13 protein-coding genes and 2 pseudogenes are annotated in these 14,754 nt (G+C 70.2%); 2 read left to right on the top strand and 13 right to left on the bottom strand.

The features are described from left to right. Positions 1-202 precede the first annotated feature (202 nt). Entirely contained in the window at positions 203-469 is a 267-nt protein-coding gene (locus H8R17_RS36725; RefSeq protein WP_187827539.1) for an SCO5918 family protein, read from the top strand. A gap of 9 nt (positions 470-478) precedes the next feature. Here H8R17_RS36725 and H8R17_RS36720 read toward each other — a convergent pair whose 3' ends face one another. The 3 genes and pseudogenes from H8R17_RS36720 to H8R17_RS47815 all read right to left on the bottom strand — a co-directional run. Next, positions 479-1,051 (bottom strand): dihydrofolate reductase family protein, encoded by a 573-nt coding sequence (locus tag H8R17_RS36720; RefSeq protein WP_187827538.1) that lies wholly within the window; start codon positions 1,049-1,051, stop codon positions 479-481. A 121-nt stretch (positions 1,052-1,172) separates the two neighbouring features. After that, entirely contained in the window at positions 1,173-1,331 is a 159-nt protein-coding gene (locus H8R17_RS36715; RefSeq protein ID WP_262505795.1) for a transcriptional regulator, read from the bottom strand. 100 nt (positions 1,332-1,431) lie between these two features. Next, positions 1,432-1,668: pseudogene (locus tag H8R17_RS47815) on the bottom strand (ABC transporter ATP-binding protein); the annotation flags it as partial. Here H8R17_RS47815 and H8R17_RS36710 point away from each other — a divergent pair. Beyond that, positions 1,668-2,006, top strand: a pseudogene (locus H8R17_RS36710) (response regulator transcription factor); the annotation flags it as partial. The pseudogenes H8R17_RS47815 and H8R17_RS36710 sit on opposite strands and share 1 nt — an antisense overlap. Before the next feature lie 7 nt (positions 2,007-2,013). Here the strand turns inward: H8R17_RS36710 and H8R17_RS36705 are convergent. The 10 genes from H8R17_RS36705 to H8R17_RS36660 form a co-directional block, all read right to left on the bottom strand. Beyond that, positions 2,014-3,657, bottom strand: coding sequence for a transposase (locus H8R17_RS36705; RefSeq protein WP_187827537.1), 1,644 nt, complete (start codon positions 3,655-3,657; stop codon positions 2,014-2,016). Beyond that, positions 3,650-4,225, bottom strand: a complete 576-nt coding sequence (locus H8R17_RS36700; protein WP_187827552.1) for an IS607 family transposase — start codon at positions 4,223-4,225, stop codon at positions 3,650-3,652. Before H8R17_RS36700 ends, H8R17_RS36705 begins: the two co-directional genes overlap by 8 nt. Before the next feature lie 104 nt (positions 4,226-4,329). Further along, positions 4,330-5,052: an L-ribulose-5-phosphate 4-epimerase AraD gene (araD, locus tag H8R17_RS36695; RefSeq protein WP_187827536.1), complete on the bottom strand. Its 723-nt coding sequence runs from the start codon at positions 5,050-5,052 to the stop codon at positions 4,330-4,332. A gap of 14 nt (positions 5,053-5,066) precedes the next feature. After that, positions 5,067-6,584: an L-arabinose isomerase gene (araA, locus tag H8R17_RS36690; protein ID WP_187827535.1), complete on the bottom strand. Its 1,518-nt coding sequence runs from the start codon at positions 6,582-6,584 to the stop codon at positions 5,067-5,069. A gap of 30 nt (positions 6,585-6,614) precedes the next feature. After that, the gene (gene araB / locus H8R17_RS36685; RefSeq protein WP_187827534.1) at positions 6,615-8,270 is read right to left on the bottom strand and encodes a ribulokinase; all 1,656 of its coding nucleotides are present in this window, start codon (positions 8,268-8,270) and stop codon (positions 6,615-6,617) included. 125 nt (positions 8,271-8,395) lie between these two features. After that, on the bottom strand, positions 8,396-10,444 hold the full coding sequence (locus H8R17_RS36680; protein ID WP_187827533.1) for an RICIN domain-containing protein: 2,049 nt from the start codon (positions 10,442-10,444) through the stop codon (positions 8,396-8,398). 111 nt (positions 10,445-10,555) lie between these two features. Then, the gene (locus H8R17_RS36675) at positions 10,556-12,076 is read right to left on the bottom strand and encodes an alpha-N-arabinofuranosidase (RefSeq protein WP_187827532.1); all 1,521 of its coding nucleotides are present in this window, start codon (positions 12,074-12,076) and stop codon (positions 10,556-10,558) included. 52 nt (positions 12,077-12,128) lie between these two features. Further along, the gene (locus H8R17_RS36670; protein WP_316959635.1) at positions 12,129-13,028 is read right to left on the bottom strand and encodes a carbohydrate ABC transporter permease; all 900 of its coding nucleotides are present in this window, start codon (positions 13,026-13,028) and stop codon (positions 12,129-12,131) included. Continuing rightward, entirely contained in the window at positions 13,025-14,020 is a 996-nt protein-coding gene (locus H8R17_RS36665) for a carbohydrate ABC transporter permease (protein ID WP_187827531.1), read from the bottom strand. The genes H8R17_RS36670 and H8R17_RS36665 overlap by 4 nt, the downstream gene beginning before the upstream one ends. A gap of 97 nt (positions 14,021-14,117) precedes the next feature. Next, on the bottom strand, positions 14,118-14,597 hold the full coding sequence (locus tag H8R17_RS36660) for a hypothetical protein (protein ID WP_187827530.1): 480 nt from the start codon (positions 14,595-14,597) through the stop codon (positions 14,118-14,120). Positions 14,598-14,754: the final 157 nt, after the last annotated feature.

Genomic DNA, 14,754 nt, shown 5'->3' with positions numbered 1-14,754 from the left:
TACAGCGACCGGACGCGGCTGCGGGACATCCCGCTCGACCGCGGACCGTTCACCTCGTCCGTGGCCGTATTCAGCTAGGCGGAAGCCGCCATGCGGGTACGGCCCCTGGACGTCTCCCCCGTGATCGACGAGCACGCCTACTGACCGCCGTCGCGCGGTCGGCCCCTGAAGGTGTTTCTCCCCCAGCTCTGTGGAGGCATCCATGCGCTGTGTCATCGCCCGGTTCCCCTTCGACCTGGTCAAGAGTGAGGTCGAGCAGTCGATGAGCGGCATCACGCCCGAACCTGTCACCGGCCTGGCGGTGACCATCGGCGGCCGCGCCTACCCCGTGATGCAGGTCGGGGAAGTGATCACCAGGCAGAACCGCCGCGACTTCACCACGGGCGAGATGCGCCGGGCGCTGACCCGGCTCGGCTTCACCTGCCACGACGCCGGCGCCGGCCCGGTCACGCCGACTCCGGAGGCGTGAGACGGGGCGTCAGGGCTTGCGGATGCGGTAGCGCAGGTGGGTCACGGAGCCGGTGACAGCTTCGCCTTCCGGAATCAGGTCGGCCTGCTCCCCGGCGAACAGCGGTGTGCCCTCCCCCATCAGCAGGGGGACGAGGTGGAGGTGCACCTCGTCGAGCAGGCCCGCCCTGAGCAGTTGCCGGGCGACCTCCGCGCCCAGCACCAGGACGTCCTTGTGTCCCGCGGCGTCCTTGGCGCGTCGCGCTGCGGACTCCAGGCCGTCGAAGGCGAACGTTCCGCCGTTGTCGCCGCGGAGGTCCTCCCTGGTCCGGTGAGTGACCACGAAGCTCGGGACGCCGGGCCACGGGGTGCCGCCCCACGGGCCCAGGCCGAGGTCGAAGGTGCGGCGTCCGATGACGGTGGCCCCCACCGACGCGTCCACCTCCCGGCGGACGCCGATGTCCGCCCCGCCGTCCGGCCCGTTCCCGGCCATCCACTCGTGCAGCCGCTCGCCGCCGTCCCCCATCGGCTCCTGCGCCCTGACATTCGGTCCGGCCGAGAACCCGTCCAGGGACACCGACACGTCCAGCACAACCTTGCTCATCGCGAGACTCCTTCGCTCCACCGGCGCCGGATCGCGGCGCTCCTTCCGCTCTTCGGTCAACTCTGACCGTGGCGGCGGGAAACGGCGACCTTTCCGCCTGGGCCAAGGGCCCGGTGGGTGCCTACTGCCCGACGATCGCCCGTAGTGCCGCGAGGTGGCCGTGGTACGCCTTGCGTCCGTGCGGGGTCAGGCGCAGCCAGACGCGTTGCCGGGTGTCGCGTACGGCCTTGCGCTGCTCGACGTAACCGGCCTCGATCAGCGCTCCGGCGTGCTTGCTCAACACGGAGGCCGACAGGCCGAGTTGCTCCTGGAGGACCGCGAAGCCTCGCCCACGGTGTCGAGCAGGGCGCAGACACGCAGCCTGTTGGGCGAGTGGACGACGGCCGTACCTCCAGGGCGGCCGTCCGCGCCGCGATCGCCTCGGCGCCGTCGGCGCCCGGGAGCTGGTCCGCGAGCCGTCCGTCGGCCAGCAGCAGCACCCGGTCCGCGTACGCCGCCGCGGCCGGGTCGTGGGTCACCATGCCGACCGTCTGGCCATGGCTGTCCACCAGTTCCCGCAGCAGCCCCAGCACCGCCCGCGAGGCCCGGGTGTCCAACGCGCCGGTCGGTTCGTCGGATGGGCTACCTGCTCAAGGAACGCATCGGGGACGTCGAGGAGTTCGCCGACGCCGTCGCCCGCGTCGCCGGTGGCGCCACGGTCGTCGACCCGGACGTCGTACGGCAGCTTCTCGCCCGCCGCCGCGACCCGCTGGACCGGCTCACCCCCCGCGAGCGCGAGGTCCTCGCCCTCATGGCCGAGGGCCGCTCCAACGCGGCGATCGCCCGCCGGCTCGTCGTCACGGAGGCCGCCGTCGCCAAGCACATCGCGAGCATCCTCATGAAGCTCGACCTCCCTCCGGCTGCGCCCGACGACCACCGGCGCGTGCTGGCGGTCCTGGCGTATCTGCGCGTCTGAACCGTTCCTAGAGACTGAGCGGGAGCGAGTCCTGTTGCCAGAATTCGTGCTCAGCCGAATACCCCGAACGGTCTTGGGTGTTCTGGTCCACCGCGTTCGCTCCGCGTCCGGCGCGCACGGATCGTGTCCGTGGTCCGGGGATGCGGGGGCGGTTTTCCTCGCTCCCTTGGTCGCTGGGTCGGGCCTGGGCGGTCCGATGCCCGTGCACATCGCTCTGGTGTGCACGGGGCGGTGTCGTCCGTCGCCTGATCCGGTATCCGAGGGCGCGCCTGCCGATGGCCACCGAGGCGGCGGCGTGTCGGCTGGTCTTGTGGGTTTTGCTCGTGAGGGGGGCTAGCCAGTGCTGGGCGCCCCAGACGCTGGTGTACGCGGGATCGACGGCGATCACGCCGATGCCGACTTCCGCGCACATGGACAGCAGTCGTGCGCGCAGGCGGCCGGTGGGGATGCCGGAGATGAGCTGCCTGAATCGCTTGTGTCGGCCGTGTTTCTCGCGGGTGGTGGAGTCGGTGAAGTCGAGGTCTTCGATCGCGATGGCCTGCACGCCGGTCTGCTTGGCCCAGTGCAGGAGGCGGGTGAGGGCGTGGCGGAGCTGGGCGTCGCGGTGCGAAGCGCTGCCGGTGAGCTGGTAGTCGAAGCGGCGGGGGGTGCCGATGGGGTTGCCGTGTTCGTCGAGGCGCCATGCGGCGAGGTGGTCGGCGTTAGTGTCTACGGCGATCACGCCGTCCGCGCGCAGTGTGGCCAGTGGCACGACGGGGAGGTCTTTGCGCCTCCAGGAGGCGTCGAGGTACCAGCGGCCCCGGGCGGTGTCCAGGTGGATGCGGTAGGCCACGGCCCGGTTCGCTTCGATCCGGTCTCGCCATTCGTCGCCCCGGAGCCGGAAGGCGACCTTCGCAGCCAGCACGTACCGGCCGTGCTTCGCGTTTGCGTGCTCGGCGAGGGGGGCGGGCAGCTTGATGCTGATCTTGCCGTCGGGGCTGACGCGGATCGTCTCGTTCCCGAACGTTTTGCCGGACTCGCCGTCAGCGGTCAGGAACCACCGAGCCGCCTCCCACTGTGCCCGCCACTGCGCCTCGGTCAGGTTCGCGGCGGTGAGGTTGTGACGAGTGCCCAGCAGTCGGCGGCCCCCGCGTGTGATCGACACTTGTCCGGCGTCGCGTTCGGCCGTGACCTGTTCGTACCGTTCTTCGAGGATCGCCAGGCGCCGGGACTTGTTAAACCACTCGTGCGAGGAACCGTAGCCGCCGGGCTTGCCCCGGCTGCCCTTCTGACCGACGGGCAGGGACAGCCGGTGTCGGATCATGCGGATACCGGCTTCCAGGGATTGCAGGTGCGCGTGCTGCGCACGCCGGGACAGGCCCCACTGGTCGTGCGTGCTGGACGTGATCGAACCGGCCCAGCGGGAGGACGACAACGCCGTCAGGTCGCGTTTGCGCCCTGCCCACGTGTCGGTGGAGTGCTTCAGGCCGTCACGGCACCTGCGGGCCAGATCACGCGAGGCCAGCATGCCCAGGTGCGCGCCGACCAGGCGCAACACCTTCTCGTCCTCGGCCGTCAGTTGCTTGAGGCGGTCGCGGATGCTGACACCCCTCGGGCCGTCGGCGACGAACGGCCGGGCAATCTGCCGCAGCGGCCTGCGCTGGTCAGCCATGCTCGGCGGCCTGAAGCGCCTTGCGGGCACGGTTCTTCGCCGACCGGCGCCCGTACAGGCGGGCACAGAACGAGGTCAGCACCCCCACCATGTCCCGCACCAGGTCGTCCTCGACCTCACCATCGTCCAGCACGACCAGGCGGCGCCCGCCCGCGGACAGGGCGGCCTCGACCAGTTCGACGTTCATCCGACCGAGGCGGTCCTTGTGCTCCACCACCACCGCCTGCACGGCCGGATCGGCAAGCAGCCGCTTGGCCTTGGAACGGGCGCCGTTCATGCCGGAGGCGATTTCACACTCCACCCGCACCACCCGGTGACCTGCGGTGGCAGCCCACCGGGCAAGCCGGGCGACCTGGCGCTCCAGATCGTCCTTCTGATCGTGAGAGGAGACGCGGGCATACAGGCCCAGCCCGCCGATTGCCTCGGGCGCGGCGTCGGCCCCCACGTTCACGAGGATCGTGCGCGGGCCGACCCGCTGGGCCGGTACCGGCAGCGTCCCCTCACGGAACCAGCGATACGCGGTCTGCGGATGCACACCCTGCGTCTTCGCCCATTCCGTGAGATTCACGCTCTGCCAACGACACTCACTCATACATGGTTACGCTCACTTACCCGACTTCGAGGGCCAGCAGTTGAAAACCCCCGGCGGATCAGCGGACCGGGCCGCGCTCCTCACGGCCGTGCCGGCTCCGGATTGCCGTAGTAGGCGTCAGGGCCGTGCTTGCGGGTGTAGTGACGCTCCAGCAGGTGGCGCGGCGGTGGAGCCGTCGGTGACAGGGACATGGTGTGGAGGGCGATGCCGGCGACGGCCTCGCAGATGATCGCGTGTTCCAGGGACGTGCGGGCGGTGGCGCCCCAGGTGAAGGGGCCGTGGCCGGCGACGAGGGCGGCGGGGACCTCGACGGCCCGCTGATCGTCGAGGTCGAGCAGGTCCACGACGACGCGGCCGGTGTTGTACTCGTAGTCCTTCGCGCACTCCTCCTCGGTGAGGTCGCGGGTGACGGGGACGGGGCCGTTGAAGGTGTCGGCGTGGGTGGTGCCGAGGACGGGGATGTCCCGGCGCGCCTGGGCGAAGGCGACGGCGTGCGTGGAGTGGGTGTGGGTCACGCCGCCGACGGAGGGGAACGCGAGGTACAGGCAGCGGTGGGTCTCGGTGTCGGTGGAGGGGCGCAGGTCGCCGTCGACGACGGCGCCGTCGGACAGGCGGACCGTCACCAGGTCGTCGAGGGTGAGGTCCTCGTAGGGGACTCCGGAGGGCTTGATGACGAACACCCCCGCCTCGCGGTCGACGCCGCTCACGTTCCCCCAGGTCAGCGTCGCCAGGCCGGCCTTGGGGATGGCGAGGTTCGCCTCCAGTACCTCCTGGCGCAGGCCCTCCCGGACAGCTGTGGTCATCGTGGTCTCCTTCGTCACAGGGCCTGGGCGAGCCGGTGGTAGGCGGCGTTCCAGCGGATTTCCTTGGCGAACTGCTCGGTGCTGGTGTGCTCGTCGATGGTCAGCAGCTCGACGCCGGTCATCGCGGCGAAGTCCGTGAGGGTCTCGGTGTCGACGGCCGAGCTGAGCACGGTGTGGTGTGGGGCGCCGGCGAGCAGCCAGGTCTCGGCCGACTCCGCCAGCGAGGGGCGCGGCTTCCACACGGCCCTGGCCACCGGCAGGTGGGGCAGCGGCTGGCTCGGCGCCATGACGTCCACGGCGTTCGCGGTCAGCCGGAAGCGATCGCCCAGGTCGGACAGGCCGACGACGAGGGCGGGGCCGGGGGCGGCGTCGAAGACGAGGCGGACCGGGTCCTCACGGCCGCCGATGGAGAGGGGGTGGATCTCGCAGCTGGGGCGGTCGGCGGCCACCGAGGGGCAGACCTCCAGCATGTGGGCGCCGAGGACGCGGGGGGTGCCCGGGCCGAGGTGGTAGGTGTAGTCCTCCATGAAGGTGGTGCCGCCGGGGCGCCCGGCGCCCATGACCTTCATCGTGCGCAGCAGGGCCGAGGTCTTCCAGTCGCCCTCCCCGCCGAAGCCGTACCCGTCCGCCATCAGCCGCTGGACGGCGAGGCCCGGCAGCTGGCGCAGGCCGCCGAGGTCCTCGAAGTTGGTGGTGAAGGCGGTGAAGCCGCCCTCGGTGAGGAAGGTGCGCAGGCCCAGCTCCAGGCGGGCCGCGTACAGCAGGGAGTCGTGGCGGATGCCGTCGGGACGCAGGGACGGGACCACGTCGTACGACTCGACGTACTCGGCGGCGAGTTCGGCGGCCTCCTTGTCCTCGACCGCGTCGACGACGGCCACCAGGTCGTTGACGCCGTACGTGTTCACGGAGAAGCCGAACCGCAGCTGTGCCTCCACCTTGTCGCCCTCGGTGACCGCGACCTCGCGCATGTTGTCGCCGAAGCGGGCCAGGCGCAGGGTGCGGGCCGCGTGGCGGCCGGCGGCGGCCCGGGTCCAGGCCGCGACGCGCCCCACGACCCGCGGGTCCGTGGCGTGCCCGGCGACGATCTTCCGGTTGACGCCGACGCGTGCCTCGACGTGGGCGAACTCGCGGTCACCGTGGGCGGCCTGGTTGAGGTTCATGAAGTGCATGTCGATGCTCGACCAGGGCAGCGACAGGTTGTACTGCGTGTGCAGGTGCAGCACGGGCCGGTCGAGCGCGCTCAGTCCGGCGATCCACATCTTCGCCGGGGAGAACGTGTGCATCCACACGATCACGCCGACACAGGTGTCGGATGCGGTGGCGTCCAGGCACAGCCGGCGGATCGACTCGGCGTCGGTGAGGACCGGCTTCCACACGATCCGCAGGGGTATCCCGTCCGCCGCGTCGAGGCGTTCGGCGATCTGCCGGGACTGGTGGGCGACCTGGGCCAGGGTCTCCTCGCCGTACAGGTGCTGGCTGCCGGTGAGAAACCAGATCTCCTGGCCGTCGTGGGGCGTTGCGGAAGTCGTCATGGCGGGGGTTCCTTTCACAGCTGGTGCGGCTCAGGCGGAGGCTTCTGCGCGGATGCGGCGCAGGCGGTGCATGACGTCGTTGACGCCGCGGCCGAAGTAGTCGTGCAGCACCCGGTACTCCGTGTAGAGGCGCTCGTAGGCCGCGGCGCGCTCGGGGTCGGGCAGGTAGGCCCCGCGCCGGACCTTGCCCATGGCGTGGGCGGCGGCGCGGATGTCGGGGTACGCCCCGGCGGCGACCGCGGCGTGCATCGCGGCGCCGAGCGCGGGGCCCTGGGCGGAGCCGATGATGCTCAGCGGGCGGCGGGTGACGTCGGCGTAGATCTGCATGAGCAGGGCGTTCTTCGTCAGGCCGCCCGCGATGATCAGTTCCTTCACCGGTACGGCGGCGGCCTCGAAGGCGTCGATGATGGTGCGGGTGCCGAAGGCGGTGGCCTCCAGCAGGGCGCGGTAGACGTCCTCGGGGCGCGTGGACAGCGTCTGGCCGACCAGCAGTCCGCTGAGATCGTGGTCGACCAGGACGGAACGGTTGCCGCTGTGCCAGTCCAGCGCGAGCAGCCCGTGCTCGCCGACCTTCTGCTCGGCGGCGAGGGCGGTGAGGTACTCGTGCGGGGTCTGGCCGGCGGCCGCGGCCCGCTCGGCGTACTCGGCGGGGAAGCCGGTGCGTACGCACCAGGCGAAGATGTCGCCGACGCCGCTCTGCCCGGCCTCGTAACCCCACAGCCCCGGCAGGATCCCGCCGTCGACGACACCGCACATGCCGGGTACCGACGCGTGCTGGTCGGAGCTCATCACATGGCAGGTGGAGGTGCCCATGATGGCGACCATCTGGCCCGGTTCCACCGCCGCTGCCGCCGGGGCGGTGACATGCGCGTCGACATTGCCGACGCAGACCGCGATGCCCTCCGGCAGCCCGGTCCAGGCAGCGGCCTCGGCCGTCAGCCTCCCTGCCTCGGCGCCCAGTTGGGCGATCGGCTGGTCCAGCTTGTCGGTGACGAACCCGGCGAATTCCGGGTGCAGAGCGGCGAGATAGTCGCGGGAGGGGTAGGCCCCGTCCTGGTACTGGCCCTTGTAGCCCGCGGTGCAGGCGTTGCGGACGTACGTCCCGCACAGCCGCCACACGATCCAGTCGGCCGCCTCCAGCCACCGCTCGGTGCGGTGGTAGATCTCCGGGTCCTCCTCCAGGATCTGCAGCGCCTTGGCGAACTCCCACTCCGAGGAGATCTTTCCGCCGTACCGCTCCAGCCATGGCTCCTTGCGCTCGGCGGCCAGCGCGTTGATCCGGTCGGCCTGGCCCTGGGCGGCGTGGTGCCGCCACAGCTTGGCGTAGGCGTGCGGGCGGTCGGCGTATTCGGGGAGTTCGCACAGGGGCGTGCCGTCGGCGAGGACCGGCAGGACCGTACAGGCGGTGAAGTCGGTGCCGACGCCGATCACTTGGTCCGGTGAGACCCCGGCGTGGGCGAGGGCCTCCGGTACGGCGTGGCGCAGTACGTCGGTGTAGTCGGACGGGACCTGGAGGGCCCAGTCGGGGGGCAGCCGGGTGCCGCCGGGCAGCAGCCGGTCGAGGACGGCGTGGGAGTAGGTGTGCTCCGCGGACGCGAGTTCCACGCCGTCGCGGACGCGGACGACGACGGCACGGCCGGACAAGGTTCCGAAGTCGACGCCGACAACGCAGGGTTCGTCGATCACAGCGGCCCCATTTCTTTCACCACGATTCGTTCGGTATATCGGTTAACGTTCGAGTCAACGAATGGCAAAGCGTTCTTGGGTACGACGGAGAAGGGGGGCCCGGCGTAACCGGGCCCCGACATGGATCAGTTCACCCGGACGATCTGCCAGAGCTGGTTGTTGCCTCCGGTGTCGCTCCACTGGATGACCTGTCCGCCGTTGGCGGTGGAGGCCCCGGAGACGTCGGCCACCAGGCCGCTGCCGGAGTTGACGAGCTTGACGTAGCCGCCGCCCGCGTCGGTCAGGGTCCACTTCTGTGAACCGGCGGTCGAGGACGAGTTCTGGACGACGGCCGCCCCGGCCGAGGTGGAGGAGTTGCTGACGTCCAGGAACAGACCGCTGTGGACGTTCTTCAGCGCCCAGGCTCCGCCGCCCGCGGACTGGAAGGTCCACAGCTGGCAGTCGCAGGCGGTGTTCTGCCACTGGTCGGCCTGCGTCCCCACGGCGGTGGAGGCGCTGGGTATCTCCAGGTACCTGCCGCTGTTCTTGTTGACCAGCACGTACTGGCCGGTGGACAGGGGCGGCAGGGCGGCCTGGGTGAGGTTCCACCGCTGGCAGGCGCAGCCGGTGCCGTCCCACTGTCCGGCGACCGTGCCGACGGTGGTGGAGGCGCCCGGGATCTCCAGGTACTTGCCGCTGAGCCGGTTGACGGCGGTGAAGCCGCCCGCCGGGCTCGGGGCGACGGCCCACTCGTGGTCGAGGGTGCCGTTGTCGTCCCACTGGAGGACCTTGGCGCCGTTCGCGGTGGACGCGTTCTCCACACCCAGCACCTTGCCGCTGGCCACGTTGAAGATCTTGAAGTAGCCGGACGTCTGCTGGACGAACCTCCACTGCTGGTCGGTGGCGTTGTCGGCGTTCTGCTGGGTGGCGTAGGTGCCGTCGGTCGTGGAACCGCCCGCGATGGTCAGCATCAGATGACTGTTGGCGTTCGACGCGGTGTAGGTGGCGCCGTCGGAGATGCCGCCGCCCAGGTCGATGGCGCCGTAGGTGACGGGGTTGAGGCCGGTGCTGGTCAGGTGGCCGCCGCTGAGGACCAGCAGACTGTGGCCGTCGGCGAGCGGGACCATGCCGCGGCTGTAGCCGCCCGGGGTGTTGGAGGCGATACGCGTCCACTTGCCCGCCGCACCGTTGTCGGTGTTCAGGAACAGGTCGGTGCTGCTGTTGGCGCTGACCGCGAGGGTCCCGTTCGGCCCGCCGGTGGGCAGCCAGACGATGTACGGCGAGCTGGTGGGGATGGTGCCGTCGGTGGCCTTGAGCACCTGGCCGGTGGCGGAGCCGAATGCCTCCGGGTCGGCGGAGATCTTGTAGTAGACGGCGAAGCCGCCCTCGGGCGCACCCCAGTACTCGTACGTCATCACGTAGTTGCCGTTGGGCAGCTTCGCGACGGTCGGCATGCCGGGCCGGTCGCTGTATGTCGCAGTGGCCACGTCGTCGACGACCGGGCCCCAGTTCACGCCGTCCGTGGTGACCTGGTGGTCGATCTTCTGGCCGTGGTCGGGGTCGCGCTGGTCGGAGTAGTAGACGATGAGCTTGGCGCCGGAGGCCATCAGGAACGGCTCCCAGACCGGGGTCTGGCCGTTGGTGGGGTCGGCCTTGCCGCCCTTGGCGATGGTGCTGACGTACGACCAGCTGGTGCCGTGGTCGGTGCTGGCGTACAGGTCCAGCTCGGTCGTCGACAGGTCGCTCGGGATGGAGTTGCCGGCGGCCAGGATCGTGCCGGCCGGGAAGTTGCCGATGGCGGTGGGCAGTTCGTACAGGAACGGCTGGTAGCGCATGCCGTAGCCGTTGTGGGTGTCGCTGATGCTGGAGATCTGGCTCCAGGTGTTGCCGTTGTCGGTGCTGCGGTAGATCGGGAAGACGGGCGTGCCCGAGGTGTACTGCTCGAACGTGGCGAGCAGGGTGCCGTTGGCCGACCCGCTGTGCTGCAGGCGGACCGCCCGCGGGTAGAGCGAGCCGGGGGACGGGGCGTTTGACGGCGGGGTGTACATCGTCCGGGAGGCGCGCGAGACGGCGTGCGCCTGGCCGGAGGCGGGGAGGACGACGGCGACGGCGGCTGCGAGCAGGGCCAGCAGCAGGGTGATCGCCTGTGATCGGGGCAGCGCGCGGTGTGCGGCGCCTTCCCTCGTGGTGGACATGGGCGGCTCCCAAGGAATGTCCGGGAAGGGGAGGGTGGTGCGGTGGTGCTGGCCCGCCGCTCCCCCCTGGGGAGAAAAAAGGGGTTGGGAGCGGCGGGTGTCTGAGAGGTGTCAGCCGACGCGGCGCAGCCGGATGACGTTCCAGGAGACGGCCGGCAGGTGCACCGCGAGGCGGCCGTCGGTGACGGAGGCGGTGCCGGCGGCGTGCGGGCGCACCCGGTCGGGGTCGTCCTGGGTGTTGGTGGCACGGATGTCCGGGTCACCGAGCACCGAGTGCTCCACCGGCGTGTAACCGGAAAACGCCCGCAGGTCCAGGGCGAGTTCGACGTTCTCGCTCTGGTGCCGGTTGACCGCGAAGACGGTGAGCTCGTCGGCCCCGTCCGCCGCCGCGATGTGTGTGGCGACGGCGTCCACGACGGGGACCTCGCCGAACCTCTTCGTCTCGTAGACCGGCGCGACCGGAGCCACGCGCAGGACGGTGCCGCGGGCGTGCCGGGCCACCTGGGCGAAGGGGTGGAAGGTGGTCTGCCGCCAGCTCGGGCCGCCGGGCTCGCTGCGGATGGGGGCGATGACGTTGACGAGCTGGGCGAGGCAGGCGGCGGTGACGCGGTCGCTGTTGCGCAGCAGGCTGATCAGCAGCCCGCCGACGACGACGGCGTCGGCGACGTTGTACTCGTCCTCGATGACCCGGGGCGCCACGGCCCAGCCGGACGGCTTCTCCTGCGCCTCGAAACGGGTGTTGTACCAGACGTTCCACTCGTCGAAGGAGAGGTTGATCCGCTTCTTCTGCCGCAGCTTGGCCCGGACGTGGTCGGCGGTGGCGACGACCGACTCGACGAAGTGGTCCATGTCGGCCCCGGAGGCCAGGAAGCTGCCGAGGTCGCCGTCGAGTTCCTCGTAGTAGGCGTGGCAGGAGATGTAGTCGACCTGGTCGTAGGCCTCCTCCAGGACGGTGGCCTCCCAGGAGCCGAAGGTCGGCATCGAGGAGCTGGAGCTGCCGCAGGCGACCAGTTCGAGCTTCGGGTCGATCATGCGCATGGCGCGGGCGGTCTCGGCGGCCAGGCGGCCGTACTCGGCGGCGGTCTTGTGACCGGTCTGCCAGGGGCCGTCCATCTCGTTGCCCAGGCACCACATGCGGATACCGAAGGGCTCCTTGGCGCCGTTGGCCCGCCGCCGCTCGGACAGGGCGGTGCCCTCGGGGTGGTTGCAGTACTCCAGCAGGTCGAGGGCCTCCGCGACGCCCCGGGTGCCGAGGTTGACGGCCATCATCGGCTCGACGCCGGCCTGCTGGGCCCAGCGGTGGAACTCGTGCAGGCCGAAGGCGTTGGTCTCCGTGCTGTGCCAGGCCAGGTCCAGCCGGGTGGGGCGCTGCTCCACCGGGCCGACGCTGTCCTCCCAGCGGAAGCCGGAGACGAAGTTGCCGCCTGGGTAGCGCACGGTGGTCACGCCCAGCTCGCGTACGAGGTCCAGGACGTCACGGCGCAGGCCGTCCTCGTCGGCGTACCGGTGGCCGGGCTCGTAGATGCCGGTGTAGACGCAGCGGCCCATGTGCTCGACGAACGAGCCGAAGGTTCTGGGGTTGACGTCGGCGACGCGGAAGGCGGGGTCGACGGTCAGGGAGGCGTGCAGCATGAAGGGGGCTCCGGGAGGTGCGCAAGAGGAGGGGAGGAGGGGGGAGCTGGGCTCACTTGAGGCTTCCGACGGTCAGACCGCCGCGCCAGTACCGCTGGAGCAGGAGGAAGGCGACGATCAGCGGCAGCACCGCCACCAGCGAACCGACGACGACCAGGCTGAACAGCGCATTGGCGCCGCTCTGGACCATCGCCCCCTGGTACCAGGACGTCAGGCCGACGGTGAGCGGGAACAGCTTGTCGTTGTTGAGCATCACCAGCGGCAGGAAGAAGTTGTTCCAGGTGCCGACCATGGAGAAGAGCAGCACGGTGACCAGCGCGGGCTTCAGGGTGGGCAGCGCCACCGAGAACAGCACGCGCAGCTCGCCGGCGCCGTCGACCCGGGCCGCCTCCAGCAGCTCGTCCGGCAGGGACTCCTGGACGTACACCCGCACCAGGTAGACGCCGAACGGGTTGAGCAGTGAGGGCAGGATGACCGCCCACATGGTGTTGGTCAGCGCCACCTTGCTCAGCAGCAGGTAGGTGGGGATGGCCAGCGCGGTCGCGGGCACCATGATGGCGCCGAGCAGGCTGGAGAACAGCAGGTTCCGGCCCGGGAAGCGGTACTTGGCGAAGGCGTAGCCCGCGCAGGTCGCCACGGCGGTGGCACCGACGCCGCTGACGCCCGCGTAGACGGCGGTGTTGCCCATCCAGCGCAGGTACTCGCCGTCGCTGTAGGTGAACAGCTGCTGGAGGTTGGTGAAGAAGGAACCGGGCGAGCGGAACCACAGGGCGGCGGTGGTGAACAGCGCGTCGTTGTCCTTGGTGGAGGCGACGAGCAGCCACCAGAACGGGAGCAGGAAGTAGAGGATCATCGCCACCATCACGACATTGACGGTGACGCGCCCCTTGGCTGCGCTCGGGCGCCGGCGGGCGGCCGGGCGGGCGACGGCGGTGGCAGTGGCGGTCGTCACTTCAGTCCGCTCCTTCGGCGCGTGAGGAAGAGGAAGATGTAGGAGCCGATGAAGACCACCGCTCCGAGGGAGAAGGAGATGGCCGCGGAGTAGTTGAACTCGGAGTACTGGAACGCCAGGTTGTACGCGTAGAGGTTCGGCGTGTAGTCCGGCGTGATCACCGAGCGCGCGGTCGGCTGCAGGACCCGGGGCTCGGTGAAGAACTGCAGCGTGCCGATGATGGTGAACATCAGCGTCAGGACCAGCGCCGAGGAGATCATCGGGACCTTGATGCGCAGGGCCGTCTGGATCTGGCTCGCGCCGTCGAGCTTCGCCGCCTCGTAGACCTCGCGGGGCAGGCCCTGCAGCGCCGCGTAGAGGACGATCATGTTGTAGCCGGTCCACTGCCAGGTCACGATGTTGCCGAGCGAGGTCAGCATCAGGCCGTGCGAGAGCAGGTCGACCTTCCCCAGACCGAGCGCGCCCGCCAGGGAGTTCACCGGGCCGAAGGTCGGGCTGTACAGGAAGCCCCACATCAGCGCGCCGATCACCGCGGGCACGGCGTACGGCATGAACAGGGTCATCCGGAAGACCTTGGCGAGACGGCTGGACAGTTCGTCGATGATCAGCGCGCCGAGCAGGGCCAGCCCGAGCATCACCGGGATCTGTACCAGGCCGAAGATCACCACACGGCGCACGCCGGACACGAACTGCGGGTCGGTGAAGGCCTGTTTGTAGTTGGCGAACCAGCTGAAGTGGTCGCCGCCGACCAGGGTGGAGGTCCGCAGGCTCAGCCAGAAGGCGTACGCCAGCGGTGCCACCAGGAAAGCCAGGAAGAGCAGGGTGAACGGGGTGACCAGGAGAAGGCCCATGCCCTTGTGGCGGGTGCGGGCGCTCAGCCGGCCGGTGCCCCGCCCCGCCTTCCGGCCGGCGGTTCGGGCGCCGCCGCCTGTCGTGGCGGGTGGGCGCAGGGGCACGGCCGCCGCCGGTCCCTGCTGTCGGAGCAGGCTCATCACATCTCCTTGCGCGTCGTGCGGCCCCCCGCCGGCGGCGGACGTGCGACGCGCGGGGCGCCGGCGGGGGCGGTGGGGACTTGAGGACTCGGGCCGGTTACTTGTTGACCTTGAAGCCCTGCTTGCTCGCGTAGGAGGTCACCTGCTGCTGGATGTTGTCGGCCACGGACGACCAGGGCGTCTGTCCCTGGATGGCCTTGCCGACCTCACTGGTCTGCGTGTTGTAGGCGTAGTCCTGGAACGGGCTCCAGTCGAAGCTGTCGATGCCGTTCGCCGCGGGCACGAAGACCTTGTTGACCTGCTGGCCGCCGAAGAAGTCGTACTTCTTGTTCCGGAAGTAGTCGCCGTTGAGGATCGGCTTGGCCAGCGGGAACAGGTAGGCCTGGTCGATGCCGATCTTCCACGCGGCCTCGTTCGTGCCGAACAGCTCCCGGGCGACCTCGGTGGCCTCCTTGGGGTGCTGGGTCTGGTTGGTGACGGCGAAGGTCGAACCGCCCCAGTCGCCTTGGTCGTTGCCGCCCGCCGTCCACTGCGGCAGCGGGGCGGCACGCCACTTCCCGCCCGTCTTCTTGGCCACGCTCTGCAGGTAGCCGGGGCCCCAGCCCGCGGCGAGGTAGGTGGCGTACTTGCCGCTGCTGAGCCCGTTTTGAAGTGCTCTCCTCCCTTCGCAAGCTCAGGAAGGAGATTCCGCCCTACCTTGCGGTGGGAGGCTTGACGCGGCGAGCGCGCCTGAC

Source organism: Streptomyces sp. TRM68367, from assembly GCF_014495685.1.
GTDB lineage: Bacteria > Actinomycetota > Actinomycetes > Streptomycetales > Streptomycetaceae > Streptomyces.
This window is presented reverse-complemented; position numbering and strand designations above follow the sequence as displayed.

What these genes read in the sequence shown, in the direction of transcription:
- araD (WP_187827536.1), bottom strand. Translation starts at nt 5,052, where the DNA reads ATGACCACAGCTGTCCGGGAGGGCCTGCGCCAGGAGGTACTGGAGGCG.
- H8R17_RS36705 (WP_187827537.1), bottom strand. Translation starts at nt 3,657, where the DNA reads ATGGCTGACCAGCGCAGGCCGCTGCGGCAGATTGCCCGGCCGTTCGTC.
- H8R17_RS36680 (WP_187827533.1), bottom strand. Translation starts at nt 10,444, where the DNA reads ATGTCCACCACGAGGGAAGGCGCCGCACACCGCGCGCTGCCCCGATCA.
- H8R17_RS36720 (WP_187827538.1), bottom strand. Translation starts at nt 1,051, where the DNA reads ATGAGCAAGGTTGTGCTGGACGTGTCGGTGTCCCTGGACGGGTTCTCG.
- H8R17_RS36675 (WP_187827532.1), bottom strand. Translation starts at nt 12,076, where the DNA reads ATGCTGCACGCCTCCCTGACCGTCGACCCCGCCTTCCGCGTCGCCGAC.
- H8R17_RS36665 (WP_187827531.1), bottom strand. Translation starts at nt 14,020, where the DNA reads ATGAGCCTGCTCCGACAGCAGGGACCGGCGGCGGCCGTGCCCCTGCGC.
- H8R17_RS36725 (WP_187827539.1), top strand. Translation starts at nt 203, where the DNA reads ATGCGCTGTGTCATCGCCCGGTTCCCCTTCGACCTGGTCAAGAGTGAG.
- araA (WP_187827535.1), bottom strand. Translation starts at nt 6,584, where the DNA reads ATGACGACTTCCGCAACGCCCCACGACGGCCAGGAGATCTGGTTTCTC.